Annotated in this window: 26 protein-coding genes; 15 read left to right on the top strand and 11 right to left on the bottom strand. The window is 67.9% G+C overall.

Translation table 11 applies throughout. From position 1 onward, the window contains the following. Positions 1–91: 91 nt before the first annotated feature. A complete protein-coding gene (locus ACLJPY_RS36480; protein ID WP_410595553.1) occupies positions 92–1,783 on the bottom strand; it encodes a caspase, EACC1-associated type in 1,692 nt (563 codons plus the stop codon). A 4-nt stretch (positions 1,784–1,787) separates the two neighbouring features. Beyond that, complete coding sequence (locus ACLJPY_RS36475) at positions 1,788–2,135, bottom strand: effector-associated constant component EACC1 (protein WP_410595552.1); 348 nt, start codon at positions 2,133–2,135, stop codon at positions 1,788–1,790. A gap of 165 nt (positions 2,136–2,300) precedes the next feature. Here ACLJPY_RS36475 and ACLJPY_RS36470 point away from each other — a divergent pair, with 165 nt between their 5' ends. The 4 genes from ACLJPY_RS36470 to ACLJPY_RS36455 all read left to right on the top strand — a co-directional run bounded on the left by ACLJPY_RS36470 (position 2,301) and on the right by ACLJPY_RS36455 (position 6,966). Then, a complete protein-coding gene (locus ACLJPY_RS36470; protein ID WP_410595551.1) occupies positions 2,301–3,098 on the top strand; it encodes a GAF and ANTAR domain-containing protein in 798 nt (265 codons plus the stop codon). A gap of 675 nt (positions 3,099–3,773) precedes the next feature. Beyond that, positions 3,774–4,994 (top strand): PP2C family protein-serine/threonine phosphatase, encoded by a 1,221-nt coding sequence (locus tag ACLJPY_RS36465; RefSeq protein ID WP_410595550.1) that lies wholly within the window; start codon positions 3,774–3,776, stop codon positions 4,992–4,994. Next, on the top strand, positions 4,991–6,532 hold the full coding sequence (locus ACLJPY_RS36460) for a sensor histidine kinase (RefSeq protein ID WP_410595549.1): 1,542 nt from the start codon (positions 4,991–4,993) through the stop codon (positions 6,530–6,532). The genes ACLJPY_RS36465 and ACLJPY_RS36460 overlap by 4 nt, the downstream gene beginning before the upstream one ends. Beyond that, on the top strand, positions 6,529–6,966 hold the full coding sequence (locus tag ACLJPY_RS36455; protein WP_410595548.1) for a response regulator: 438 nt from the start codon (positions 6,529–6,531) through the stop codon (positions 6,964–6,966). Before ACLJPY_RS36460 ends, ACLJPY_RS36455 begins: the two co-directional genes overlap by 4 nt. 577 nt (positions 6,967–7,543) lie before the next feature. Here ACLJPY_RS36455 and ACLJPY_RS36450 read toward each other — a convergent pair. Together ACLJPY_RS36450 and ACLJPY_RS36445 are read right to left on the bottom strand one after the other, a co-directional pair. After that, on the bottom strand, positions 7,544–8,464 hold the full coding sequence (locus ACLJPY_RS36450; protein ID WP_410595547.1) for a LysR family transcriptional regulator: 921 nt from the start codon (positions 8,462–8,464) through the stop codon (positions 7,544–7,546). 956 nt (positions 8,465–9,420) lie between these two features. After that, a protein-coding gene (locus tag ACLJPY_RS36445; protein WP_410595546.1) for an IS5 family transposase occupies positions 9,421–10,253 on the bottom strand; the annotation gives its coding sequence in 2 pieces (ribosomal slippage) (positions 9,421–9,917 and positions 9,917–10,253; 834 coding nt in all). A gap of 400 nt (positions 10,254–10,653) precedes the next feature. Here ACLJPY_RS36445 and ACLJPY_RS36440 point away from each other — a divergent pair. From ACLJPY_RS36440 to ACLJPY_RS36430, 3 genes are all read left to right on the top strand, one after another. Beyond that, positions 10,654–10,836, top strand: coding sequence for a CsbD family protein (locus ACLJPY_RS36440; protein ID WP_410595545.1), 183 nt, complete (start codon positions 10,654–10,656; stop codon positions 10,834–10,836). A 505-nt stretch (positions 10,837–11,341) separates the two neighbouring features. Beyond that, positions 11,342–11,494: a hypothetical protein gene (locus tag ACLJPY_RS36435; protein ID WP_410595544.1), complete on the top strand. Its 153-nt coding sequence runs from the start codon at positions 11,342–11,344 to the stop codon at positions 11,492–11,494. Between the two features lie 98 nt (positions 11,495–11,592). After that, positions 11,593–12,123, top strand: coding sequence for a hypothetical protein (locus ACLJPY_RS36430; RefSeq protein WP_410595543.1), 531 nt, complete (start codon positions 11,593–11,595; stop codon positions 12,121–12,123). A 450-nt stretch (positions 12,124–12,573) separates the two neighbouring features. Here ACLJPY_RS36430 and ACLJPY_RS36425 read toward each other — a convergent pair whose 3' ends face one another. Next, positions 12,574–12,720, bottom strand: coding sequence for a hypothetical protein (locus ACLJPY_RS36425; RefSeq protein WP_410595542.1), 147 nt, complete (start codon positions 12,718–12,720; stop codon positions 12,574–12,576). Between the two features lie 186 nt (positions 12,721–12,906). Between ACLJPY_RS36425 and ACLJPY_RS36420 the strand changes: the two genes are divergently transcribed. Then, complete coding sequence (locus ACLJPY_RS36420; protein WP_410595541.1) at positions 12,907–14,133, top strand: cytochrome P450 family protein; 1,227 nt, start codon at positions 12,907–12,909, stop codon at positions 14,131–14,133. A gap of 368 nt (positions 14,134–14,501) precedes the next feature. On the opposite strand, the gene ACLJPY_RS36415 is transcribed toward ACLJPY_RS36420, so the two are convergent. Together ACLJPY_RS36415 and ACLJPY_RS36410 are read right to left on the bottom strand one after the other, a co-directional pair. Next, on the bottom strand, positions 14,502–15,788 hold the full coding sequence (locus ACLJPY_RS36415) for a GGDEF domain-containing protein (RefSeq protein WP_410595540.1): 1,287 nt from the start codon (positions 15,786–15,788) through the stop codon (positions 14,502–14,504). Positions 15,789–16,084: 296 nt separating this feature from the next. After that, a complete protein-coding gene (locus ACLJPY_RS36410; protein ID WP_410595539.1) occupies positions 16,085–16,597 on the bottom strand; it encodes a Uma2 family endonuclease in 513 nt (170 codons plus the stop codon). Between the two features lie 716 nt (positions 16,598–17,313). Here ACLJPY_RS36410 and ACLJPY_RS36405 point away from each other — a divergent pair. The 5 genes from ACLJPY_RS36405 to ACLJPY_RS36385 all read left to right on the top strand — a co-directional run bounded on the left by ACLJPY_RS36405 (position 17,314) and on the right by ACLJPY_RS36385 (position 20,406). Then, positions 17,314–17,742, top strand: coding sequence for a hypothetical protein (locus tag ACLJPY_RS36405; protein WP_410595538.1), 429 nt, complete (start codon positions 17,314–17,316; stop codon positions 17,740–17,742). A 220-nt stretch (positions 17,743–17,962) separates the two neighbouring features. After that, positions 17,963–18,190, top strand: a complete 228-nt coding sequence (locus ACLJPY_RS36400) for a DUF397 domain-containing protein (RefSeq protein ID WP_410595537.1) — start codon at positions 17,963–17,965, stop codon at positions 18,188–18,190. A gap of 64 nt (positions 18,191–18,254) precedes the next feature. Further along, positions 18,255–19,127 (top strand): helix-turn-helix domain-containing protein, encoded by an 873-nt coding sequence (locus ACLJPY_RS36395; RefSeq protein ID WP_410595536.1) that lies wholly within the window; start codon positions 18,255–18,257, stop codon positions 19,125–19,127. 92 nt (positions 19,128–19,219) lie between these two features. Next, the gene (locus ACLJPY_RS36390) at positions 19,220–20,107 is read left to right on the top strand and encodes an SAM-dependent methyltransferase (RefSeq protein WP_410595535.1); all 888 of its coding nucleotides are present in this window, start codon (positions 19,220–19,222) and stop codon (positions 20,105–20,107) included. Between the two features lie 5 nt (positions 20,108–20,112). Then, positions 20,113–20,406, top strand: a complete 294-nt coding sequence (locus tag ACLJPY_RS36385) for a hypothetical protein (protein ID WP_410595534.1) — start codon at positions 20,113–20,115, stop codon at positions 20,404–20,406. Between the two features lie 327 nt (positions 20,407–20,733). On the opposite strand, the gene ACLJPY_RS36380 is transcribed toward ACLJPY_RS36385, so the two are convergent. The 4 genes from ACLJPY_RS36380 to ACLJPY_RS36365 form a co-directional block, all read right to left on the bottom strand. Continuing rightward, positions 20,734–21,153: an Imm1 family immunity protein gene (locus ACLJPY_RS36380; RefSeq protein WP_410595533.1), complete on the bottom strand. Its 420-nt coding sequence runs from the start codon at positions 21,151–21,153 to the stop codon at positions 20,734–20,736. Beyond that, positions 21,147–21,887: a DddA-like double-stranded DNA deaminase toxin gene (locus ACLJPY_RS36375; RefSeq protein WP_410595532.1), complete on the bottom strand. Its 741-nt coding sequence runs from the start codon at positions 21,885–21,887 to the stop codon at positions 21,147–21,149. The genes ACLJPY_RS36380 and ACLJPY_RS36375 overlap by 7 nt, the downstream gene beginning before the upstream one ends. A gap of 83 nt (positions 21,888–21,970) precedes the next feature. After that, complete coding sequence (locus tag ACLJPY_RS36370; RefSeq protein WP_410595650.1) at positions 21,971–22,408, bottom strand: trypsin-like serine protease; 438 nt, start codon at positions 22,406–22,408, stop codon at positions 21,971–21,973. 153 nt (positions 22,409–22,561) lie between these two features. Then, positions 22,562–23,329, bottom strand: coding sequence for a GntR family transcriptional regulator (locus ACLJPY_RS36365; RefSeq protein WP_410595531.1), 768 nt, complete (start codon positions 23,327–23,329; stop codon positions 22,562–22,564). A gap of 307 nt (positions 23,330–23,636) precedes the next feature. On the opposite strand from ACLJPY_RS36365, the gene ACLJPY_RS36360 reads away from it, so the two are divergent. Both ACLJPY_RS36360 and ACLJPY_RS36355 read left to right on the top strand, forming a co-directional pair. Beyond that, entirely contained in the window at positions 23,637–24,305 is a 669-nt protein-coding gene (locus ACLJPY_RS36360; protein WP_410595530.1) for a sigma-70 family RNA polymerase sigma factor, read from the top strand. Positions 24,306–24,405: 100 nt separating this feature from the next. Continuing rightward, positions 24,406–24,621: a hypothetical protein gene (locus tag ACLJPY_RS36355; protein WP_410595529.1), complete on the top strand. Its 216-nt coding sequence runs from the start codon at positions 24,406–24,408 to the stop codon at positions 24,619–24,621. The last annotated feature ends 76 nt before the right edge of the window (positions 24,622–24,697 follow it).

Genomic DNA, 24,697 nt, shown 5'->3' with positions numbered 1-24,697 from the left:
TCATCGGAGCGGTGATCTTCGCTCTTACTTGCCAGCTGGCCGCCAGTCGCTGGCCCGCCGTCACACCACCACAATTGCGGCTGATGGATCCTCAGCCGATGGTGCGGTCGATCGGGGGGCCGGAGGTGACTTCGGGCAGCAGCTTGCCCAGTGACTGGCGCCAGGCGGACTGGTAGCGGCCGTCCTGGTAGCTGTGCTCGAGGATGTCGTCGATCCCGTCGGCCAGCTCATGCCGGTCCTTGCCGACGGCGATCCCGTAGGAGCTGTCGCTGAACGGCGCTCCGACGAGCTTGACCTTGGCGCCGAGGCCGAGCTGGTAGCCGAGCAGGACCGAACGGTCGGAGCTCACCGCCGTGGTGAGGCCGTGCAAAAGCAGCTGGAGGCATCCGGCGATGGTCCGGCGAGTAATCAGCTGGCCGGAGCGATTCAGGTAAGGGCGCAGGCTTTCGACCGCGGTGGTGCCCTCGACGGCGCAGACGGTCAGGTCGGGGTTGCGGAAGGACTCGCGGCCGTCGACGGTCGTGGTGGGACCGGCGACCATGAGCGACTGGCCGGAAATCTCGTAGGGACCACCGAACCGGAGGTATCGCCGACGGGAATCGGTGATTGCCATGCTGCCGGCCACGAGGTCGACGCGGTTCGTCAGCACCGAGGAGAGCCGTTCCTCGGCAAGTAGGTCCACCCAGTGGACGCGCTCCGGTGGGTATCCGAGGTCGGCGGCGACCATCTCTCCGATGGCGATGTCGAATCCCCGGAAGGTGCCGTCAGGGCAGCGTTCTGCCAGTCCCGGCCGGGTGAGCATCGTGCCGATGTTCAGATTTGGCTTGCCGGCCAGCGCTGCTGTGGCCGCGACGACAGCCGGAGTACGGGTGAGCGGCCTGGCAGGCGGTGGGGCGAGCGGCTCACTGCCCTGACAGGCCACTATTTCGACCGGCGGTGGAGGCGCCGGAATCGGCACGGTGTCGGCCGCGACGAGCATGGTAGTGGCCAGCACCGCGGCCGCCGTGACGCGGGCTTTCCGGGTGGGCCGGGTGGCCGGTGGGAGTGGTGGGCCGGCGAGGTTGCGCGCGAGCGGGATCCGGGTGCCGGCGTTGCGGCTGCGCAGCTGCGGCAGCGGCCGTCCCTTGGCTCGCAAGCTCGCCCGCAGGTGCGTATAGACCGTGTCGATGTCGAGGATGGCCGGGCCGCCGGGGATGCCCCCGGTCAACGTGCTGAGCAGCTCGCCGGTGAACGCGGTGAACGGCTCGCCGCGCGGGGCCAGCGCGGTCTTGGTTTCGGCGCTGGCGGTCAGGACGCAGACGCCGTCGACTGCGGCATGGTCGGCCGCGTCGGCGGCCAGGGTCCCGCCGAGCGCGACGCCGCTGTAGCAGCAGTCGAGCACGATCAGCTTGCGTTTCGCCCGGACACCGGGGTGGCGCAGCGCGCGGCGGATCCAGTCATACGGGAGCCCGGTCCAAGGCCGCGTGCGGTCGGTGGCAGGCAGGGCGAGGAACAGCTCGTCGGAGTCCAGGTCGATGAACCCGTGCCCGACGAAGTAGAAGACGAACAGGTCCGTGGCCGCGGCCGCGCTGTCGCGGATGCGGTCGAGCACCTCACCGGCCGACGGCGGATCGGTCAGGGTGCGGCAGTGCGCCGGCGGCAGACCCCACAACCGGGTGTCGGTCAACGCCGTCTGCAGGCCCAGCACGCCGGCGGGGACGGCCGGCACGTCGCGCAGGTGGCGGTACCGGCCACAGCCCACCAGCAGGGCACGCGAAGAGCCCGGGTCCGCCAGGTCGAGCACCGGGTCAGACCGCCTGCTCGTCGTCCACCGGCACCGGGTCGGCCAGCGCGGCGGTGATCGCCGCGACCGTCTCCGGAGCCGGATCCCGCACGACCACGCTGACACCGTTGTGCTCGATCCGGACTTCGTTCGCCTCCGGGCGACGGTGGGAGCGCCACGCGAGGATCGACACCACCAAGCTCGACAAGGCGGCCGCGTTCGCGACGAGGGTGTTGATCACCTCGAACCCGCCCAGGTCCTCCTCGCCTTCGACACTCGCGGTGTCCTGGACGAATCCGGCCACGTCGGGGTCGGCCAGCAGCCACCGGTACAACGAGCCCACCTCGCCGCTGACTCTCAGCTGCAGCTCCATCGCCCTCTTCCCGGTCGGCTCGTCCTGGCAGGCAGAAGTCGTGATCGGGTCGCGCCGTGTTACGCCGGACGCTGGCTACACCGGCTTCGGCCACCCGTACGGCTAGATTGGTGGCGACGATGGTTGAGCAGGCAGCCATCCTTCGTGAATCACAGGAGGATGGGCATGACCGGTGAGCGAGATGAGCAGCTCGACAAAACGGCGTTCGTTTCCGGCGCCGAGGCCACTCGGTCGGCTCTGGGACCGCTGGCTGCGCAATTCGCCCAGCTGACGACCACGCTGCTGGCCGCTCCCTCGGTCAAGGATGTGCTCCAGCGGGTCCTGGACGCGACTGTCGTGATGGTCCCGGCTGCCGATGTCGCCAGCTTCACCCTGCTCGACCCCGAAGGCGGCTTCCACACCCCGGCCGAAACCCACGACCTGGCCACCGACCTTGACGTGCTGCAGTACCGGTTCCGTGAAGGCCCCTGCGTCGCGGCGGCCGTGCCGGAGGGCCCAGCGGTGGCCATTTGCCCGGATCTGGCCGACGAGCCGCGCTGGCCGCGGTGGGCCCCGGCCGCGGTCGGCCTCGGCGTTCGCTCCGTCATCGCCACCGCCCTGCTGCCTGGCGCGCCCAGTGGCAGTTCCGTCGGCGCTTTGAACGTGTTCTCGAGAACCGCCGGCGGCCTGGACGGCGCCGACCGGGATGTCCTGCTGCTGCTGGCCACGCACGCGTCGCTGGCCCTTGCCACCACCGACGCCGTCACCCGCGCCGAGCTGCAGGCCGCACACTTGCGCACAGCGATCGAAAGCCGGGACGTCATCGGCCAGGCCAAGGGCATCATCATGGCCCGCCGCGGCGTCTCGGCGGAAGCGGCATTTGATGTGCTGCGGCGCACCTCGCAGGACCTGAATGTCAAGCTGGCCGACGTCGCGTCGACATTGGCGACGCGCCACACCGAAATTGACCTTCCGGCCCGCTGACTCACCACTGATTCAGCCGCCTCTGGGTGCTGAATACCGTTGCCGGTCGGCTGCCGCACCGACGTGCTGAGCGGCCGCTGATCCAGCAGCACCCGGCGTCGCGCTCACTCCAACGTGAGCAACCTGCCCGAGGTTGAGCCGGGCAGTCGTCCTCCCCGCGGTCGGGTATGGGTCCCCCTATGGCGTGGTGGCGTGGATGCCGGCCAGGACGACGTCAACGATTTCCCTGGAGGTGTGAAGCACGGCTGCATGTTCAACCCTCGCGACCACCAACGTCGCCGCACCGAACGCTCGTGGACGAGCGGAGTGTTTCGGCTTGCACGGACGGGGTACGGGTGGTGAAGGTCAAGTTGACTCGCACGGGTACTTCTCGACCTAGATCCCGCCGGCTCTAAACCCAGGGCCGGCGGGGTCGCTACCACCCGCTCCGCACCGTCTCCGGTGACCGGACAGGTGATGGGTTCATGTTGGTCGTTCTGCCTGTCCGGCGCTCAGCGATGATCATTTCGGTGATATGTGGAGCACCCTGACGGGCGGCGCGCCGGGGCGCTATACACTCCTGCCGGTTGAGTCCACAGCTACTGGCGAGCGCCCGCGTGGGCGTCGTTGCGGCTGATCCCGCCCGTCTACGTGCGGGCACGTGGTGAGGCCTCGGTTCCAGAGAGGCTTCACGTTGTGACCACTGCTGCGATCGGCTTTGCCCGGGTCTCTTCGGCGCTGACGGCGAGCGACCGGCTCTCGGTGCTGCTGGTCGAAGACGACGACGGGGACGCCCTGCTGGTCGAGGAGATGCTCGCCGACCTGCCGGTCGGCGCCGAGCAGGTCGCATTGCTACGGGTGCAGACCCTGGCAGCCGCGCTCACGCACGTCGGCGGCGTCGACTGTGTCCTGCTTGATCTCCAGTTGCCCGACGCCACCGGGCTGACCGCCCTGACCACGCTGCGCCGGCATCGCCCTGACGTCGCCATCGTCGTGCTGACCGGGCAGAACGACACCGCCACCGGGGTGGCCGCGGTCGCCGCCGGCGCGCAGGACTACCTGGGCAAGGACCAGGTCGACGGCCACCTGCTGATGCGGGCGATGCGATATGCCTGGGAGCGGCGCCGCGCCGAAGGCGCCGAGCAGCAGCTGCTGGAGCAGCAGCTGCTCGCCGGGGAAAACACGCGCCTGGAACGCGGCCTGCTGCCCACTCCCCTGCTGCAGGATCCCGCGCTGGAGCTCGCTGTGCGGTACCGCCCCGGACGTGACGGGGCGCTGCTGGGCGGCGACTTCTACGACACCGTCGAGCTGGCCGACGGCACCGTCGAGATGATCATCGGCGATGTCTGCGGCCACGGCCCGGACGAAGCCGCCCTCGGCGTGGCGCTGCGGATCGCCTGGCGGGCCCTCGTGCTGGCCGGGCTGCCCGCCCCCGACGTCCTGACCACGGTCGAGCAGGTCCTGGAAAACGAGCAAATCAAACCGCTGTTCGCCACCGCCTGCACGATCACCCTCGCCCCGGACCGCAGGTCCGCGCGGATGGCCCTCGCCGGCCATCCACCCCCTTTGCTACTGCCGCATGGCTCGCCGGCCACCCTGCTGACCTCAGATGCGCTCGGCCCACCGCTGGGTGTCCCCTCGCGGCGCCCGCGGCGCCAGACCCAGCACGCGCTGCCGCCGGGATGGTCTCTGCTGCTCTACACCGATGGCATCTTCGAAGGACGGACCGAGCAGGGCGACCGGCTTGGCCACGACCGGATGGCGACGCTGGCCCAGGAGCAGCTGCGGCAGCCCGTGGACACCGGCGCCGCGCTGGACGCCCTCATCACCCGCGTTCAAGAGCTCAACGCCGGCCCGCTGGACGACGACATCGCCCTGGTTCTGCTGACCCGCCAGCCCCACGGAGACACCCGATGACCCCGAGCTCGACCGCCTGGCCCATGCGGCGCTGGGTCACGCTGCTGGCCCTCGCCGAGGCGATCGTGCTCGGCGCGGCTCTCCTCGGCGGCGCGATCGCGCTGACCAACCTCAGCGACGCCCGCACCCGCTTGCTCGACCAGACCGGACCGCAGCTGCTGCAGGCCAACGCCCTGGCCACCTCCCTGGTCAACCAGGAAACCGGCATCCGCGGCTACCTGCTCACCCAGCGGCCGGACTTCCTCGAGCCCTACCGCACCGGCCAGGCCCAGCAAAACCAGGCCGTGGCCGAGCTGCGCCGGCTCGGGGCCACCGCCGGCACCCAGGCCGGCCGGGACCTCGACGCCGTCCTCGCGGCCGCTGACACCTGGCGCGGCGCTGCCGCGACCCCTACCGCACCCACGCCCGCGCAGGCCGAGCAGAGCAAAACCCTGTTCGACACACTCCGCGCTCGCCTGGCCGAGCAGACCGCGCACCTGGAAGCCGCGCGGACCGCCGACCGGGCCGACCTGACCACGGCGTCGAGCCTACTGACCTGGATGCTGATCGCGATCGCCGTCGTGATCGCGGTGGCGTTCGTGTTGCTGTTCGCCGGTCTGCGCCGCGCGGTCGTCGGCCCGATCCAGCAGCTTGCCGCTGCGGTGCGCGACGCCGCCGCCCGGGACCTGCGCCGCCCGGTGGTCGGCACCGGGCCCCGCGAGGTACGCCAGCTCGCCACCGACGTCGACACGATGCGCCGCCGTATCCTGGAGGAGGTCGCCGAGCTGGCGCAGGCGCACGCGCAGCTGGAGACTCGGACCCACGCGCTGGAGCGGTCGAACTCCGACCTCGAGCAGTTCGCCTACGTCGCTTCGCACGACCTGCAGGAACCGCTGCGCAAGGTGACGAGCTTCTGCCAGCTGCTGGAAAAGCGGTACGCCGACCAGCTCGACGAGCGTGGTGTGCAGTACATCGGGTTCGCCGTCGACGGCGCGAAACGGATGCAGGTCCTGATCAACGACCTGCTGGCGTTCTCCCGCGTTGGCCGCCGCGGTGGCGAGCCGGTCGATGCCGAGACGTCGGCGCTGGTGGCCGCAGCGACGGCCAACGTCGAGAGCGTCATCGCCGACACCGACGCGCGCGTGGTCGTCACCGGCGACCTCCCGGTGGTGCGCGCGGAGACGTCGTTGCTGACCGCGGTGTTCCAGAACCTGATCGGCAACGCGCTGAAGTTCCGCGGCGAACACCCCCCGCAGATCACCGTCGCCGCCGAACGCGACGGCGACGAGTGGGTGTTCTCCGTGACCGACAACGGCATCGGCATCGACCCCCAGTACGCCGAGCGGATCTTCGTCATCTTCCAGCGCCTACACGGCCGCGGCGACTACCCCGGCACCGGCATCGGACTGGCGATGTGCCGCAAAATCGTCGAACACCACGGCGGCCGCATCTGGCTCGACACCGAGGTCGCCAAAGGCACCTGCTTCCGCTTCACCCTTCCCGCCCTCCCGGCCTCGGAACAGCCCGACGCCGCCGACGAAGAACAGGACGCCGCATGACCGAATCCCTCGAACCGATCGACGTCCTGCTCGTCGAGGACGACCCCGGCGACGTCCTGATGACCCAGGAAGCGTTCGAGCACTACAAGATCCGCAACACCCTGTCGGTAGTCTCCGACGGCGAGCAGGCCCTGCAGTTCCTCCGGCGGGAGCCGCCGTACGAGGACGCGCCCCGGCCTAGCCTCATCCTGCTGGACCTCAACCTTCCCCGCCGGGACGGCCGCGAAGTGCTCGCCGAGGTCAAAGTCAGCCCCGACCTGCGCAGCATCCCGGTCGTTGTGCTCACCACCTCCGAAGCCGAAGAAGACATCGCACGCAGCTACGACCTGCACGCCAACGCCTACGTCACCAAACCGGTCGACTTCGACCGCTTCGTCGACATCGTCCGGCAGATCGACAGCTTCTTCGTCACCGTAGTCAAACTCCCGCACTGACGCGTATCCGGTAAGCGGCTCAACGCAAAAAGCTAACGGTGCAACGGCGTTGCGCCGGATACAGCGGACGACGTCACACGATGGCCGCGTCACCTGGTCGACCACCGGCGACGCGGACACGGCGAGGTGCCGGGTCGTCGGTCACCGACCGCAAGCGGGTCAAGTCTTCTGCGCGGCAGAGACCCGCCGGTTACTACCCAGGCGTCGCCAGGCACCCGTACCAACCCTGCTCCGAGCGCGACCGAGAACTCGAACGGCGTGCGCAGAAGCTGACTGCGGACGCGTCATGACGGCGACGGGTTGACATCCGGTGCGCAAGTTTCCGGGTGTTCGCCGCAAACTGACGGCACCAGTCCCTCCACCCGGTTCCTGACGTTGTTCATCCAGCGCCGTCTGCCTCGCTGGGCGCCAGACGCACTTGGCGAAGCGATAACCAACACATATAGCTGACCGCCGCCACCATCTCGCTGCTGACCGCGGTAGTGCTCCTGTTGTGGGGCCAGGGCAATCGGGGGCTGCCGGTGTCTGTTGCTACGCACGGCCCCGCTGTGGCGTCCAGCCCGGCTGCAATAGCCCTTCAGAGGGCGGCTCGAGCCGAGCGCGGACTCGCGTCGGCGACCTGCTCGGCCGTCGCCCGGGCCGCCGCGTCCAGCAGGACCGAAAAGCGGGGGTCCGTGCGGATCTCGCGGTGCCAGGCCAGCTGGGTGTACACCTGGAACGGTGCCGTCCAGGGCACCTCCACCAGCCGGCCCTCCGCCAGCTCGGTCGCCACGCTCAGCCGGGGCAGCAGGGAGATCCCCAGGCCCGCCGTCAGCGCGCGCTTCACCGCGTCGATCGAGCCGAACGACAACGCCCGGACCCGGCCGTCACCGGCGTTCTCCAGGGTCTGCTCGAACAGGCGCTGGTACCCGCTGCCGCGGTGGGCGCACAGCAACGGCTGTCTCGCCAGCCGCCTGCTCGGTACCGGCTCCGCGTCCAGCGGGCCGTCCTGGCCCGTCACCACCACCAGCGGCTCCGGGCACAGCAACGTCGAATCCGCCTTCGGCGAGGACTCGCACACGTCGATGAAGAACGCGCAGTCGACGTCGGAGTCGCAGATTCTGCTCCACGGATCCCTCTCCAGGGGCCGGATCTCCAGCGCGAGGTCGGGGTGCCGCCGGTACAGGTACTCGACGATGGGGACCAGGCGGTAGGACGTGAGCCCGCTGTCGGCGCCCACGGTCAGCGCGTCGCCCGGGGTCGTGCTCGCCAGCACCATTTCCTCCGCCATGCGGCTGAGCTTCACGATCTTGTGCGCGTAACGGCGGAAGCGTTGGCCGGCGGTGGTCAGCCGGATGAGGGCGCCCGTGCGGTTGAACAGGTCGCAGGCGAGGTCGCGCTCCAGTTTCTTGATCCGGGCGGTGACCGTCGGCTGGGCGACGCTCAGGTCGTTCGCTGCCTTGGTGAAGCTCGACTGCTCGGCCACGCTGAGGAAGGTGGTCAACGCTGCGGTGTCCACGGCGGGATCACCGCCAGGCCGTGCGGGCGGCACGGGGGCGGGCCCCCGTATCCGGGCGGACGTTCCCTTTCCCGTCCGGGCAGCGTTTCCGGGGGGTTGGCCGCCTCACGCCAACCGTGATTCCGATACCGGACGGCGGCTCTCCGAACGGCTGCGGTTTTGTGGCGCGGGTCCGATCCGTTCCCGGGCGTGTGACCTTCCAGCGGCCGGCTGCTCGCGGCCAGCACGGTATCTTTCACGACGTCCGTCCCCCAAATCTGCGTCCACGGCTCGTTCCCGACCACGAATGGGTGGCTCGTCCCCGACTGCGGACGGATCTGACTTTCCTGGCTCGCCTACCGGGTTCAATTAGAGAGCAGACCGACCGGTTTCACCGCCAACGTCGCCCTCTGGTGAGTTACCACCCGGCTGAGACGAGCAAACTACGCTCATCGGGCGAGTGATGAACGTTCTCCTCTTCACCCGCCGTGGCGCAATTGGCGAGGCAGGTCACCCTAAGAGACCATCAACGCCGGTGCCACCTGATCTAGCTTCTACGGCAGAGAAGCGACATTTCCTCGTAGCCGCGGTTTGACCCCCGCGGTTTCTGTTCGACGTCCCGCCCGGCGCGGCGAAATCAGCCGAATACCAGTCGCACCAGACCGGCGGCGCTCATCCGGCCCCTGCACGGAGCCGACGCCGCCCGGGCGGCCACGGACTTCTCAAGTACGAACCGCACACCGCCCCGAACCGGGACCCGTTCACTCGCGGGACTTGAACGCTACTGCCGGACTCGCCGCAGCCGCAACGCCACAACGACCGCTGGCGCCACCACGATCACGGCGATCAGGGACTGTCCGCCCCCGTGCTCCTCGTCCCGACCGCGCGTCAGCACCGGTGTGGTGGTGTGCGGAGCTCATCGCGTAGCGACGCCGCAGGCGCCCTTGATAGCGCCGCGCCGGTGCTAAGACCGCATCTCATTTGGGGTTGTTGTGGGCTAGAAGATCCAGCTTGATCGCCCGGCGGTAGCAGATCATCGCGCAGGCCAGCTGGGCGAAGCTGAGGAAGTGGGCGGCCTTGCGTTCGTAGCGGCGTGCCAGCCGGCGGAACCGGGAAACCCACTCCAAGGTCCGCTCGATGACGTACCGGTAACGTCCCAGCCGCTTGGCCGACTCGATACCCCGGCGGGCGATCCGGGCCACGATGCCCCGCGCACGCAGCACCTTCCAGCAGGCCGGATAGTCGTAGCCCTTGTCCGCGTGCAGCTTGTGCGGCCGGCGCCGCGGCCGTCCGAGCGGCCCGGCGACCGGTGCGACCGCATCGACCACCGCCTCGAAACTCAGGTGGTCATTGCGGTTGGCCGCGGAGATGACCACCGCCAAGGGGAGGCCATCACGCTCGCTCATCGCGTGGATCTTCGAGCCCGGCTTGCCCCGGTCAACCGGGCTGGGGCCGGTCAGATCCCCCCTTTTACCGCCCTGACCTGCATCGCGTCCACCGACGCCCGTGACCAGTCGATCGCTCCGGCAGAACCGAGCAGATCCAGCACCTGCTGGTGCAGCCGGGCGAACACCTCCGCCTCGACCCACTCGCTGAACCGGCGATGCGCGGTCGCGGCACTGACCCCGAACGAGGCAGGCAGCGCTGACCAGGCACAACCGGTCTGCAGCACGTACAAGATCGCGGCCAGCACCGCACGGTCATCGAGCCGGCGCCGACCTCCGCCCTGGTGGCGTTGCGGCGCATCCGGCAACAGCGGGTACGCCAGCAGCCACAACGGCTCCGGACACCACTTCTCCACATCGGTCATCGCTGATCAAGATATCGCCCACCCAGCAACACAACCAAATGAGATGCGGTCTAAGGGTTCAACGGCGAGGTTGCAGGGGCCACTCACCGGTGGTGAGCTATTGTGCGATCTGGCAGCGGCTTGGTTACTATCGGTGGTGGCGTGGCGCTCGTGTCAGCGGCTGGCGGCGGAGGCGCTCGTTCGCGCACTCCCCCTCAGGCGCGGGTAGTGGCTGCCTTAACGAGACGCTGGCCGGTTCTGCATCTGGTGCGGACGCCACGCCCCCGCTTCCCGCAGGAGCCGGGGTGGGATTCTGCTGGGGGGGAGTGCATGGGGCGCGGCGCTGGGGTATCCGGTCCCGGGGAGCAGTCGATGGCCGGCTCATCGGGGCCGGTTAGGCTGTGGCGAAAGGTAGGACGTCGTGAACGACAAGCTGGAGAACAAGGGCGAAGAGCTCAAGGGCCGGGCCAAGGAAGCGGTGGGCGACGCCACGGGCAACGAGCAGTGGCAGGCCGAAGGCAAGGCGGACCAGGCCAAGGGCGCGCTGAAGCAGGCAGGCGAGAAAATCAAGGACGCGGTCAAGGGCGTGACTCACAAGGACTGATGCGTCTGCAATTTGGGCTGCCGCATCCGGGAGGAGTTCCGGGTGCGGCAGTTCTGGGTCTACCGTCCCTTCGGATCTCTGCTGCCTGAGCCCGATGGTGACGCTGTTCCTCGTGGGCGGGGGTTCGCTGGGAAGCGGCTAAGGATGCTCTCTGCTGCGGGTAGGCTGGCTGGGGGCGGTTTCCGTAGCGTGGGCGGTGTGTGGCACTCGGACGCCGCTGGTAGCGGTACGCGATAGGGAACGGGAGGGGCTGCCGGTGCGCTGTCATCCCCGGGCGGTGCGCCGTGACCGGTCCGGGTGCCACGGGTTGAGCTGGTGAATGAGTGTTGTGGGGTAGAGATTCCGCCCGGCGCGAACGCTCAGGCGCCGAAACCGAACACGACGCGCTGGCTGAAACGCTGCGCGCGCTTGCCCCGGAAGGCCATCCGCACATCGCCGCGGCACGCGCCGCAACCCTGGTGTCCGCGGCCACGACCAACACCCCGGTGACCAGTCCGCGCTCGAGGTGATCCGTGCGTTCGTCGTCGAATGCCCCAGCGAGGACACCGGCATCGACACCGCCGACCTCGCCGAGGACCTGCGCCACGCACTCGTGGCCGCCGGCGTGCTGGACGACGGAGTGTTCGAACCCGTCCCGTACGTCGGCGAGAAAGCGTAGGACTACACCGTGGTCGTTGCAGCTTCCTTCAGCTCCGCCGCTGATTTCACGTGCCTCAGCGAGTGTGAGCTCGGCGCAGTTACCTCGGGCGTTCCGGCGTGACGGACATCGACGCCAGTCCGCTCGGGCTCCACCAGGCGAACCTGATCCGGCTGCTGCGGGCCATGGCCGACGCCTACCCGTCGCAGCCGGGCCGTCGGCACGCAAGCGTCGAAGCGCTCGTGCTCGAACACGGCCGCTGGTTCGCCCCCGCGCCCTTTCCGCCAGGCCGGCCGCTCGGTCGCCCACAGCGCTGCTACGGCAACGCGACGCTTCACAGCGAGACCTACGGCCTGGTGTACGTCGAGGGCTTCGCCATCCACACGAGCGGGTTCCCGGCCGCACACGCCTGGTGTGTCCGGCCCGATGGCACGGTGGAAGACCCGACCTGGGACACCGACGGACATGCCTACCTCGGCCTGCCCTTCGCCGCCGACTACCTCCGCGATCACGAGACCCGATTCGGCACCCACACCGTCCTGTTCGACCAGCACCGCACTGGCTGGGACCTGCTTACTCGGGACCTCCCCGCAAACGCGCTCGCGCCGATCGAGCTCCCAGGTACAGCAGCCGTGCCGAACGACCGGTGATCGGCCCCGGCCACCGGAACCGCCCGCCACCAGCTCCCAAACCCCACCCAGGGCGCCGATGGCTGGGCACACACGCAGTGAGTAGGCACTGGCGCGCTACACGCTCCCGTTCGGCGGCAGTACTTCATCGTGCTGCACGGCCACGCGGGCAGCGCCGACCGCCCCGACGACGCAATGCTGGCCTGACCTCCTGGTCCGGGCGGGCGGATGATCCGCGCGGAGTTCGGCGCGGCGGGTGGTCTCCCGCCTCTTGTCCTGGCACGTCGGACCGAGTCGCAAGCGGTATTTCACCCGTTGAGGGCACGCGTACCGGGTCCTCTCAGTGGCACGATGGTCAATGATGTTGACTGGCGATCCGTGGGGGGAAGCCGTGTCGGGAAAACGGAAAGCCGCGTGCTGGATCACCAATGCAGGCCAAGTCACCACGTCGAAAGAAGTCGCCAGGCCGGCTCAGGCGCCGACGGTCCGCTCGGCTGCGGCGACCATCGTGCCGCACCACTCCTGCAGCGCAGGATTCAGCCTGCTCTTCTGTTCGGTGAACCCCAGCGACAGGGTCGCGTGTTGAATCAAATTCTGGAAACCCAGCGGCTTTTTCATCGCTGCGCCGCTCGATAAGCGGCCCGTGCGTAGCCAGCGGCACGGTCGCGGGCCGCGACAGCACCGAAAACACCGGTTCGCAAGGGTGACCCTGATCTGCATTCTGGACGTGCCCTGAGCCGCAGTCGGTGTTCCGTATCCGAGTTCGGCCGGGGTCCGTGCGAGAACTTGCAAGGGGGAACGAGAATGGAACAGCCGATCAGGCTCGACGTCAACGCCTCCGACGTGCACGCCGAAGGCGCCCGCCTGCGGGAACAGGGGCCGGTCACCCGGATCGAACTGCCCGGTGGCATTCCGGCCTGGGCCGCTACCGGGAACGATGTCCTGCGTCGGCTGCTGGCCGATCCCCGGGTGTCCAAGGACGCGGTGCAGCACTGGCCCGCCTTCACCAACGGCGAAATCGCCGAAGACTGGCCGCTGCGGATCTGGGTTTCGATCCGGAACATGTTCACCGCCTACGGTGCCGACCACCGGCGGTTGCGTTCCCTGATGTCCGCCGCGTTCACGGCCCGCCGCACCGAGGCGCTCCGCCCGAAAGTCGACGAAATCACCCGGGACCTGCTCGACGCGATCGAGGCGAGCGCCGGCGACGCGCCCGTCGACTTACGGGCGCGGTACGCCTACCCGCTGCCGATCGAGGTCATCTGCCGGCTGTTTGGGGTCCCGGAAAACAAATGGGCCGGGATCCGCGAGGTGGTGGACGGCTTCTTCGACAGCGCGATCACCGCCGAGCAGGCGCAGGCGAACGTGGCGGCGGCGTACGCCCTGTTCACCGAGCTGATCGCGCAGAAACGCGCGGCTCCCGCGGACGACCTGACCAGCGCCCTGATCGCCGCGCGCGACGACCGGGACGGCGCGCTGAGCGAAACCGAGCTCGTCGACACGCTGATGCTGATGATGACCGCCGGCCACGAAACCACGGTCAACCTGCTCGACCACGCCATCACCGCGCTGTTGGCCCACCCTGATCAGCTCGCTCTGGTCCGGTCCGGGCGACGGCCGTGGACCGCTGTGGTGGAGGAGACGCTGCGCTGGCAGGCGCCGATCCCGTACACGCCGCTGCGGTACGCGGTCGAGGACATCGAGGTGGACGGCACGGTGATCCGGCGCGGCGACGCGATCTTGGTCAGCTTCGGCGCCGCCGGGCGCGACCCCGCCCAGCACGGCGACACCGCCGACGAGTTCGACATCACCCGCGCGGCCGCACCGCATCTCACCTTCGGCTACGGCGTGCACCACTGCCCGGGCGCCCCGCTGGCCCGGCTCGAAGCCGAGGTGGCGCTCCCGGCGCTGTTCGACCGCTTCCCGGACCTGTCCCTCGCCGTGCCGCCGGAGGAGCTGGCCACCCTGCCCACGTTCCTGTCCAACGGGCACACCAGCCTGCCCGTCCACCTCCGGCGGGTGTCCCGCTGACGCCCGGAGCAGAAGTTCGGAGGCCCGACGGCTTTCCGGCCGAAGACGACGAAATTCTGCCCCGGCGGCCGACCTACCGCCGGCATCGTGCAGCCCCGGCTCGAACTCAAGGAGATCGGTGGCGGGCAGTCGCTGCGACTGCAGCTGGACGCGATCGGCACGCGGCTCGGCTTGGTCGGACGCCACGGGCGTCCGACCCGCTGCACAAGCGGCCCCCTCGGTGCCGGCGCGGCTCAGTACCGCCGAGGCGCTGCCATCCTCACGACCGCACCTGACCTCGGCTCGGACGGCCCGCCATGCCAGCGACTGTCTCGACGAACGCCGCAGCGCCGAGATCGCTGACCACGCCATCGCGCCCGAAGCAGGTTCTAGCGAGTCGAGGCCGTGACGGTCTGGTCGCGACCGCGATCCTTCGCGCGATACACCGCGTCGTCGACGGCCAGCAACACCGTGGTCAGGTCATCACCGTGGTCGGGGAACATCCCGGCGCCGACGGAGGCGGTCAGCGTGACCACCGCGTCCTGTCCGTTGCGGCGGTCGGTCGCCGTGAGGGTGATCGCGGCGATCGCGGCGCGGATCCGGTCAGCCGCGGCCTGCAGTCCTCCAGGGTCGAGGCCAGGCAGCAGGACCACGAATTCTTCGCCGCCGAAGCGTCCAGCCAGGTCGGGGCCGTGGCCGCGCACGCAGCCACGCACCGCATCGGCCACCGCGCGCAGCACGGCGTCGCCGGTCAGGTGCCCGAACCGGTCGTTGATGTCCTTGAAGTGGTCCAGATCCAGGAGCAGAACCCCGACGTGATCACCGAGGCGGCGGGCCCGCTCGAGTTCCCGTTCGGCGACCTCGTGCCACCAGGTGGCGTCGGCGAGCTGGGTGCGCCGGTCGGTGCGGGCGGCGTGCTGGAACTGCGGCAGCAACAGCCCCAGGTGCAGGCCGACGATCAGGACCAGGACGAATACCAGCATCCAGGGCCGGGTGAGGGCGACCAGGGCGTAGACGTAGCCCAGCCCGATCGCCGCGGCGATGATCAGCTGGTCGCTGGCCGGGCCGAGCGCACGGTGGGCCGGCTGGTCGCGGTTGTCCATGATGATCGCGATGACGACCAGGCCGTAGTTGGTCAGCCGGTAGATCAGCCCGGCCAGCACGATCGCGACCACCCCGCGCGGCCCGTCGAGCACCGTGACGAACGGCCCGGCCACGCCCGGGTAGAGCGCTGAGAGTACGAGGGTGGCTCCGGCGACGCCGAGCACGACGGTGGAAGCGGAGAACACCTTCCGGTGCACCGGCGCGCGGCGGGCGAACACCCGCACCCACTCGTAGGCGAAAGTCACCCCGATCAGGACGACCTGCAGCGGCAAAGGCAGCAGGAGCAGGCCGGCGATGTACCAGGTGGACTGCAGGTGCGTGTAGGGCGCGCCTTCGGGCAGTTCCCGGATCCGCTCCAGACCCTGCGTGACTTCCAGGTGCGCGACCGCGCAGGCCAGCAGCAGCCCCAGCCACGCCCAGTCCCGGCCGGCGACCGGCGTCGTCGCCGTTGCGGCGGCCACGACCGCCGCGGTGAAGCCGACGACGGTGCAGACGTAGGCCAGCAGGCCACCGGGAAGTGAGCGCAGTGCACGCAGCGGGGACTCTCGAACGCGTGACGATGTCCGGTCCACGACGTGCCTGCCTCCCTCCCCGGATCAGAATATCCACTGTAATCGGATGACCACGCTTGGTCGTGCGTCATCCGGGTGACCGCATCGGGACCTAGTGCCCGGCATCCAGGAGGTAGACCGTGATCATCACCCACACCCAGCTGACCCGCCGTCCCCGTCCCGGCCGCCCCACCGAGTGGAACCGCTGACCGACGACGAACCGGGGCCCGGCGCTTCACACAGCGTTCGCCGTGGGCCGGGCCCCGACCTTTCCGGCGTTATCGGGCTTCGCCCGCGACGGACCTACCCGCCGTGGGTCAGCCGATCAGCGCATTCACGTCGATGGTCAGGGTGAATGGCGAGGTCACCCTCAGCGTTCCCTCATCGACACTGTCCACCGCGTACGCCTGTGTCCGGGCGTCCAGGACGTGGCGGACAACGCGCCGCGACGCAGATGCGGCGTCGTTGTTGTCGACGCGCCAGTAGTGCCCGATCCCCGCCGCGGCGTACTCGGCCGGTTTGCTCACCAGGTCCGCGGTCACCGAGCCCGGGGACATGACCTCGACCACGAGCCGGCAGTCCGCGGGCCGCAGCACCTTCTCGTCCGGGACCTGCACGTCGTAGACGATGATGTCCGGGCGCCGGTTCACCAACGGCGACTCGCGAACCCGCAGATCCGCGCCCGTCACCACCGCTAACCCCGGGCCGCAGCCGGCCTCCAGCGCATCCGCGAGACGCCGGACCAGCCGCTGATGCGACCGCACCGGCGCAGGAAGCACGACCACTGCCCCGTCGACGATCTCGACGCGCCGGCACACGTCCTCCGGCAACGCCTCGTAACCGGACCTGCGCATTGACGGTCGGCCCACCCCCTCTGCCCACCAAGGCCGCAGCGTCCTCGCGGAGGCCCGCACGCTGTCCACAGGTTGCCCACACCGCGCATCACCTGTGGATAAGTTCACTTGTTTCGACTGTCGTCGAAGGACACCATTGCGCCGCCGACTCCCGTTGCCGGCAGCGTTCATGCGCCCAGCGTCGACCCGGGTCGGCGACTGGCCTATCCAGCATCGAAGAGTCCTACGTAGATCAGCCAAGCCGAACGACCGCTGACCGTTCACCGCGACGCGACCACCTTTCAACGTCAGCCCCCCGCTCGCGAGTTGCCAAAATAATAAGCCAGAGAAACGATTCATCAAGAGATAAAGAACCGACAATTTGAAACGATGAGGCAGTGTCGAATATTCGATTCTTTGCAACAAGCCCATAGCGCGACACCGACCCGCAAGGGGGGCTCGACCAGCCGATTCACCTGAAAGTGTGCCTAGGTCGAATATTCGAGATCGGATCCACCATGCGTCGTCGCCCGATGACCGACCGGGTGGAAATCAGAAATCGACACGTGCAAGACTTGCTTCGCAAGGAAAGGCTGGATGGAATATTCGACATCAGCGACTATCCATTCTTGCCGGAGCGGCGCGGCTCCCTCTGATCCCGGAGAGCCGCGCCGCAGTTGCCACTCTCACCTGTGAACAGAAAGGACAACGTGATGAGCCTAGACCCCGGCGATGACACGCTGCCAGCAGGACATGCCGATGATCACTCCACGGTGGAGGAGACCACCGTAGCCGGTATCCGCTCTACCCGGGTTGTCATCGACTTCGCCGCCGACGGCCCGACGCTGCGGCGTATCCAGATCGTTGACGTCCACTTCCCGCGCGCGGCCCCGACACGTCACGGCCGCCGCCGGATGCACCGGTGGCCGCGCACCTGGCCGGAGGTTGCGGGAATGATCGTCGGGAACTGGGCGACGACGCTGCGAGCCGGAGTGATCGTGATGACTGTCGCCGCGAGCGGGACGGTGTCGCCGTCCGGACTGGGCGCCGCGAGTACGGCGATGACCGGTGCGCTGTGTGCGCTGACGGTCAGAAGGCTGCGCGCCGGCGGCACGACGACCGTTCCGCAGCAGCTTCCCTAGCGATACCACTGGTGTGGCCGCCGACTCGCCGGTGGCCACACCTCGGGGACCTGCGCCGCGAGCTGGTCGGGGGTGCGGCGCAGGTCCGCCCGCAGGCATCTCAACCCGTTTGACTTCGATGGAGTGAACATGGCCTGGAAGAACACGCTGCGGGCTTGCATGTCGAATATTCGACACTCATTCTGGGGTCGACTTGACAGGCGAGCTCTCAGGGGGAGCAATGCAGTTCTACGATGCGCCAGTACCCACGGCAGACTTCGACGAGAGCGGATGGCATCGATCGAGCTTCAGCGGCTCCAACGGCGGCACCTGCGTGGAGGTCAACCTCACCTCCCGGGACGCTGTCGGCGTTCGCGACAGCAAGCTCGTCGTATCTCCGGTGCTGGAATTTCCACACGACACATGGGACGTCTTCTGCGGCCTGCTGCGCCGGCAGCCGGCCGGCTGACACCTGCCTGCTGGAGTGCCCCGCTCACTTCCCACACGGCGTCGCCGGGGCGGTGGATGCAGTGATGGCATCGGATCCCACTCCGCACACAGACGACACGCTTCAGCACGATCTCGGCGCGAAACTCGGCGCAGCCCGGGAGGCAGCCGGCCTGAAACAGCACGACATGGTCCCGCTGCTGGGCAAGACACAGCCGACAGTGAGCAAGATCGAACGCGGCGACACGTCCATCTCTCGTGAACACCTGCTGGCCTGGATCACCCGATGCAATGTCCCGGTGGCGGACGCGGACGCGATGGTGCGGATATGGGACCTGGTGAACTCACCCGTGCGTGTGCGCGGCTCCGACCGGGCTCCCACTCCGAAATGGTTCTTTGAAGCGATGGAGCGTGAACAGCAAGCCAATGTGCTGTGCTCCTACAGCGGCGAGGACATTCACGGCCTCATGCAGCACGAGTCCTACATGCTGTTGTTGTTCGACGGGCAGCGGCGTGCCACCGACATCTCAGAACGCCTCAAGCAGCGAACCTGGCGGCAGCGCATTCTCGCCGACCCCGACAAAAGCTTCGTGTTCATCATCAGTGAATCCGCCCTCAACCGCCTGTGCGCCCAGCCCGCCGACATCGTTGAAGACCAGCTCGGCAAGATGGTCACACTTGCTCAGAAGGACAACGTCGTGATCCGCTATCTTCGCTATAGTGCCTCACCTGAGGCTGGCCCTAGTTACGTCATGCTGCGAATTCCCGACGACGATGTGCCAGTTCGGGTTTACAACGAGCACTTGACCGGCGTGACCTGGATACCGAAACGCAATATTCACACTTACGAGACAACCTGGGCGGCCCAACTGGCACTCGCCGAGAGTGCCGAAGACACGCTGGTCGAGCTACACCGCCGGTTTCAGCAGGTCACGTCGGCCAACACAAAAGATGGATAGCAGTTCCTCCGTTTGCCAGGTTTTCAAGACGTCACCCGTGAACTACTCTCAGTAAGGAACTGGATATGCTCCAACCAGGGAAGGGGACACTGGTGGCCGACGAGGGCGGAGAACTCGAGGCATATCCACCTCCTGGCATCGACATGCGACGCCCCAGCGTCGCCAGGGTCTATGACTACTATCTTGGGGGTGACGCATCGTGGGCGGTCGACCGCAAGTTCGGCGACACCGTCCTCGACCAGTTCCCGATGCTCGGCGAAATCGCCAAAGCCAACCGGGTTTTCCTACACCGTGTGGTCCGTCACCTCATCGGCCGCGGAGTCACCCAGTTCATCGACATCGGCGCGGGCCTGCCGACCATGCAGCATGCCCACCAAGTCGCCGATGACCTCGCCCCGGGCCGCACACGGGTGGTCTACGCCGACTACGACCCCATAGCTGTCTCCCACTCCCAGGCGCTGCTCGAAGAGCACGGTGACCCCGCCCGCCATGCAGCCATCCACGCCGACCTGCGCGCCCCCGACCGGCTATGGAAGCAGGTACAGGACACCGCCATCCTCGACCTGAACCAGCCGATAGCTATCATGCTCATCGCCGTGCTTCACGTCCAGCAGCCGGCGTCACCGCGCAGTGGCGACACCGGCGATGTCGGCCCGGCCGCAGTCGCTCGCTACCGTGAACTCGCGCCCCCCGGCTCCTACCTCGCCCTCTCCCACATCACCGACGAAGGCGTCCCTCCGGACTACCAGCAGCCACTCGCCAAGCTCAAAGAGCTCTATGACAACAACAGCAGCCCCGTCATCTGGCGAAAAAGGCATGAAATTCGGGAACTGTTCGGCGACTTCGACCTCATCCCGCCCGGACTGACCTGGACAACCGAGTGGCACCCCGAAGACCGCTCCCCCACCGAACCCGACATCACCTTCCCCACACCCAACGGATCACTCATCCTCGCCGGCGTAGGGCATAAGGCACCGTAAAAGGCATGTTCGCCCGGATGACACGCCCGGCACAATGTGGATGGAGGGCGGTACCGGTGGTGAAAGCGATCAACCGCTGCGGTGAGCACGACGTGCTGGCCGCGGCCGCCGAGGACCACGACCCGGTCATCGCCTTGACCCGGGAGCTGATCTCCATCCACAGCTGGGGCGGAATCGAAACCAACGAACCCGTTCTGGACCATCTCCGCCAGGTGAAGCGGAACCGCACGAGTACCGGGAAGCGATGCGCCTGGTCCGGGCCACTGAAGGGCGCCGCGTGGAGCGACTGCTGTTTGTGACCGGAAAGTCTGCTCGTCCCGGCTGACAGCGCGAAACGGGAGACGGAGTCCGATCGATCCGACACCATCGGTGACGAGCACGGCCGCGCTGCCTGCGCGGCCCTCGACCGGCTCGGTGACTGCCCCGCGGTCGGTCCGGTCGACCAGCATCGCACAGGCGGTGTCGCGGGAACGTGCTGTCCGCGCGGCCGCCGCGATCACGGGATCGTCGGCCCGGGGATCACCGACGATCTATGACGTGTGGCAATGGGATTAGCTTAACACCGCTAAAAGCTCAGCCTGACTGTGGCGATTGCCAGACGTTGGTGTTTTCATGTCGAGCCATCGTTAGCTCGCAAAATCGCTTTCAACTACACTCGGCCGCGCCCCAGCCACCAAGAACTCATGAAGGCCGCGGCGTACCGTAGATATCGGGACTTCAACGCTGGCCGACACTTCGCTGTGGTTGCCCATGTAGATGTAGTCGACCATCGTGTCGGCGTCGCCGTCCCCAACAGTCCAGCCACCTTCCGTGCGGGAGGTGTACCCGATGAAGCCCTTCTCCTTACCGAGGCCGACCTCAAGGGCAGGCGAGCGCTTCACGCCGGAGAGCGCCACCTGGATCATCGGCGGAGCCACGTTGTCGGCCGTCTCCTCGATGATGCGGTCAATCAGGGCGTCCAGCTCGGCAACAGTGTTCACGCGGATCACGACGCTACCGTCGTCATCTTTCGGCGTCTGGTCGTACCAGATGTCGAGCGCTACCACTCTTCGCCTCCCTCGAACGTCTCCTCATACCCATCGGGACCGTACACGGTGACGCTGTACCCCTTCGGGAGCAGGACCGGCAGCAGCGAGTCGCATCCCAACGGACCGACGCACGGCCGGTTGTTCAACACCAGTTCGGTGTGCCGCTGGCCGCTCTGAATCATCCCGGCGGCGACCTTGGCTTCGACGTGCGTGGTGATAACGGGCTTCCGATTGGCGGGCATTCCGGCTTGCTGAAGTCGCGCCCACGCTGCCGCTGATGCTTGGTCCTCACCACTCACCGTAGTGTGCACGTTACCTTGCCCATCTACCCACTGACCGTGGGTTTTCTTGTTCTCGGGGTTCGGCTTCGGAACCGAAGGGGGCAACGTGGCGCGAAGCTCCTCTAGCTTGTCCGGATCAAGCTTGCGTGAGCTCGCCGGTTGCCCCTTCGCTGTGGAGGGCTCCGGCCGGCCACTGCTGGAAGGCGTCAGTTCTACCCTGCCCACCCTCACCAGATAGCCGGTAAGTCCTTGGGCGGCAGTCGTCAGCGTCTGGTTGATGCGACCAAGGTCGCCGACGGCGTCCGCAAGAAGACCAATGGCCTGGCTGGCCTCATGGTCACCGGTGCCCTGCACGGCCTGTGATAGGGCAGCATGCGCCTCCTGGAGGGCTTGACCAGCTTGTTCAAGGGCAGCAGCCGGGAGCTTGCTGATCGCGGCGTTCACGCCGCGCGCGATGTCCTCGACCGACACCTACTCCCCCTAGCAAGATCGCCAGGAATATAGAAACACCCCTTGGCCACTTGCGGAAGCCAAGGGGTGCTGGTGGGTGAGAATTACCCGGCCTTCACGCCGCGCGCAGTGTTGTAGATCCAGTCGCGGAAGTCCGGCTCGCTCGTGTAGATGGTGGGCGATTTAGATGCTCCATGGCTGCACGAGCCGACCAGCTGAGCGGTACCGTCTTTGATGAACTTCACGGCGGGACCGCCGGAGTCACCCGGACCAGGGCCGTCCGTCTTGTGAGGGTTGTTGGTGCAGATTTCCCCGGCGGAGTGGCCCGCCTCGGCGCACTTGATGGAACCGAGGACTTTCGTGTCGAGCTGCTGAAGCTGAGCCGGCAGGTTCGGGGTGCAGTCGGGCAGGTCGACGCAGCCGTACACCTGATCCGGTCGCCCGGCTGAGCCGCACGACCAGCGAGCTGGATGGGCTGCTGGTTGACGGGGTGGTCCAACTTGGGCACGGCGATGTCGGCGGTCGGCGCGGTCATCCCCCAGTGGCCATCCCGGGCACAGGCCAGTGCAGAATCCATGGCCCGGGTGATCGGCTTTCAGGCAGATGACAGCAGAGTCTCAGCAATGCTGGCGTCGTTTAGACCTACTCTCGCGCAACGCAGGTGGCTACGCGGCGGCCTGCGGATGGGAGCGGGGTCAGCGGCTGGGGCGCTCGGTGGTCGCGCGCTGCAGCGTGTAGCCGATCTCGTAGCGGTCGGCGCGCAGCACCATCTCATTGACCTCGCACACCCGACCCGCGTTGCTGCGCGTGATTCGTAGCAGCCGCAGCACCGGCGTGCCCGGCGCCAGGGTCCAGAGCGTGCGCTCCCGCGCCGACGGCGGACGTGCGCCGAGACGCTCCTCCCACTCCAGGGGGCCGAGGCCATGGTCTTCCATCCGGTCGTAAATCCCGCCTGGACCGGTGTCGGCGGAACCGAGAACGGGGAGCTGGTCGACCAGCCACGGCGCCAAGTAGCTGAGTGACACGTGATGGACCTCGCCCGTCTCGGCATCGCCCATCACGCAGTCCCGGACGACCACGGCCTGCCCGGGCTCGGTCTCGAGCATGTCGGCGACGTCCGTCGGCGCCGGCGCCGACCGCACCATCGGCTTCTCGATCGCAACCCAGGTCTGCGCCGTCAGGTCGAAGAAGTAGCCGCGCTCGTCGCGGAAGACCCTGCGCCCCCGCACGATCAGCTCGCGCGTCGGCGCGGCCCTCACTACTGTGCCGCGCCGACGCACCGGCTCGGCCAAGCCCTCCTCGGCCAGCACCCGGATGGCGTTCTGCACCGTCTGCTTCGACACGCCGTAGCGCTGGGTGAGCTCGGCCAGCGTCGGCAACGTGCTCCCGGGTGGGTACGTTCCATCGACGATGCCGTTGCGCAGCTCCTGCGCGATCGCCGTGTACGCCGGCGTGTCGGACACCTCTGACGCCCCTTCCTTCAGCTCGATAGTACTAGGACTATTGCGCCATAGTCAGAGGCGTGCCATCCTCAAATAGTACTAGTACTAAACCCGGGTAGGTGCCCGGACGGATCCGCGCAGTCATGTCTTCTACCACGCCCATGGGAGTCAGCCGTGTCCAGCGTCGTGTTGCCCGTCGATTTCAGCCGACGTAACGATCCAGCAGACCTGCCCACCTTGCCGAACCGACTTCGAGCGCCTCAACGCGGCACTCGGCGACGCCGAGTTGCTCACCCGCGTACGCGCAGGTCACACCGAGTACTACGGAGTGCTGTTCGAGCGCCATCACGCCGCAGCCCGCGCCCAGGCCCGCCAGCTGACGAAGTCCAGCTTGGAGACCGACGACCTGGTCGCCGAAGCGTTCGCCAAGGTCCTCACAGTTCTCCACGGCGGCGGCGGACCCGACCGTTCATTCCGCGCCTACCTGTTCACCACGCTACGGCGCATCGCCTACACCGAGACCCGCCGCGCCCGTAGGATCGTGCTCACCGACAACGTCGAGGCGACCGCGATCGACGCTGAGATCCCGCACGTGATCGCCCAGCCGTTCCAGGACACCGCCGTAGCCAAACTGGAACGCACCTTAGCCTCACTTGCCTTCGCTCGATTGCCCTGCCGATGGCAGGAAGTATTGTGGCGCACCGAAATTCGTGGCCTGACGGCCGCGTCGGTCGCGGCCAGCGTGCACCTGTCACCCAATGGGGTCTCCGCTCTGGCGCACCGGGCCCGCGAGGGCCTCCGGCAGGCGTACCTGCAGGCGTACGTCACCGACAACGCCCAGCGTCCGCAGCAGTGCCGCCAGGCGGCCGAACAGCTCGGCGCGTGGACCCGCAGAAGGCTCAACAAGCGCGAGACCGCCAAGGTCGACAACCACCTCGACGACTGCCGCCGCTGCCGCGTAATCGCCGCCGAACTCTGCAACGAACTTCGTACCTGACCTGGGCTCCTGGCGCGGTGGCTTGAGTCAGAGCAGCTGCCTGGTTGAAACGGTCGCAGCCCGATCGGATGCTTGGTGTCGCCATCCCGCAACAGGCATCGTGGACGATGTGGAAGCGCGTGAATTTCGGGTACTGCTGCCAGGGGACGTGCCGCCGGGCAGGTACGCGGCGATCGTGCACGCGGTTGCCGGGGTGCTCGACGCGGCCGGGATGGTCGCCATGTCACCGATCGTCGTGGACGAGGCAGCCCGGGATGCGGACCTGAACGCCGCCTTCGACGATTTCACTGCGCAGTACCCGTGGAGCGACTGCTGACTGCGCTCGAACGGCGTCCAGCCGGATGACTTCTCGAACAGAAGGGGTTTGGACGGTGCGCCCGGCCGCCACGCCG

The sequence above is a fragment of the Amycolatopsis sp. lyj-23 genome, assembly GCF_046549135.1.
Lineage (GTDB): Bacteria > Actinomycetota > Actinomycetes > Mycobacteriales > Pseudonocardiaceae > Amycolatopsis.
The sequence above is the reverse complement of the archived record's forward strand: the minus strand, read 5'-3'. Positions and strand labels throughout refer to the sequence as shown.

Bases quoted from the DNA above. Each gene is read 5' to 3' on its own strand.
- ACLJPY_RS36475 (WP_410595552.1), bottom strand. From the start codon at position 2,135: ATGGAGCTGCAGCTGAGAGTCAGCGGCGAGGTGGGCTCGTTGTACCGG.
- ACLJPY_RS36470 (WP_410595551.1), top strand. From the start codon at position 2,301: ATGACCGGTGAGCGAGATGAGCAGCTCGACAAAACGGCGTTCGTTTCC.
- ACLJPY_RS36460 (WP_410595549.1), top strand. From the start codon at position 4,991: ATGACCCCGAGCTCGACCGCCTGGCCCATGCGGCGCTGGGTCACGCTG.
- ACLJPY_RS36455 (WP_410595548.1), top strand. From the start codon at position 6,529: ATGACCGAATCCCTCGAACCGATCGACGTCCTGCTCGTCGAGGACGAC.
- ACLJPY_RS36425 (WP_410595542.1), bottom strand. From the start codon at position 12,720: ATGAAAAAGCCGCTGGGTTTCCAGAATTTGATTCAACACGCGACCCTG.
- ACLJPY_RS36420 (WP_410595541.1), top strand. From the start codon at position 12,907: ATGGAACAGCCGATCAGGCTCGACGTCAACGCCTCCGACGTGCACGCC.
- ACLJPY_RS36405 (WP_410595538.1), top strand. From the start codon at position 17,314: ATGAGCCTAGACCCCGGCGATGACACGCTGCCAGCAGGACATGCCGAT.
- ACLJPY_RS36400 (WP_410595537.1), top strand. From the start codon at position 17,963: ATGCAGTTCTACGATGCGCCAGTACCCACGGCAGACTTCGACGAGAGC.
- ACLJPY_RS36395 (WP_410595536.1), top strand. From the start codon at position 18,255: ATGGCATCGGATCCCACTCCGCACACAGACGACACGCTTCAGCACGAT.
- ACLJPY_RS36385 (WP_410595534.1), top strand. From the start codon at position 20,113: ATGTTCGCCCGGATGACACGCCCGGCACAATGTGGATGGAGGGCGGTA.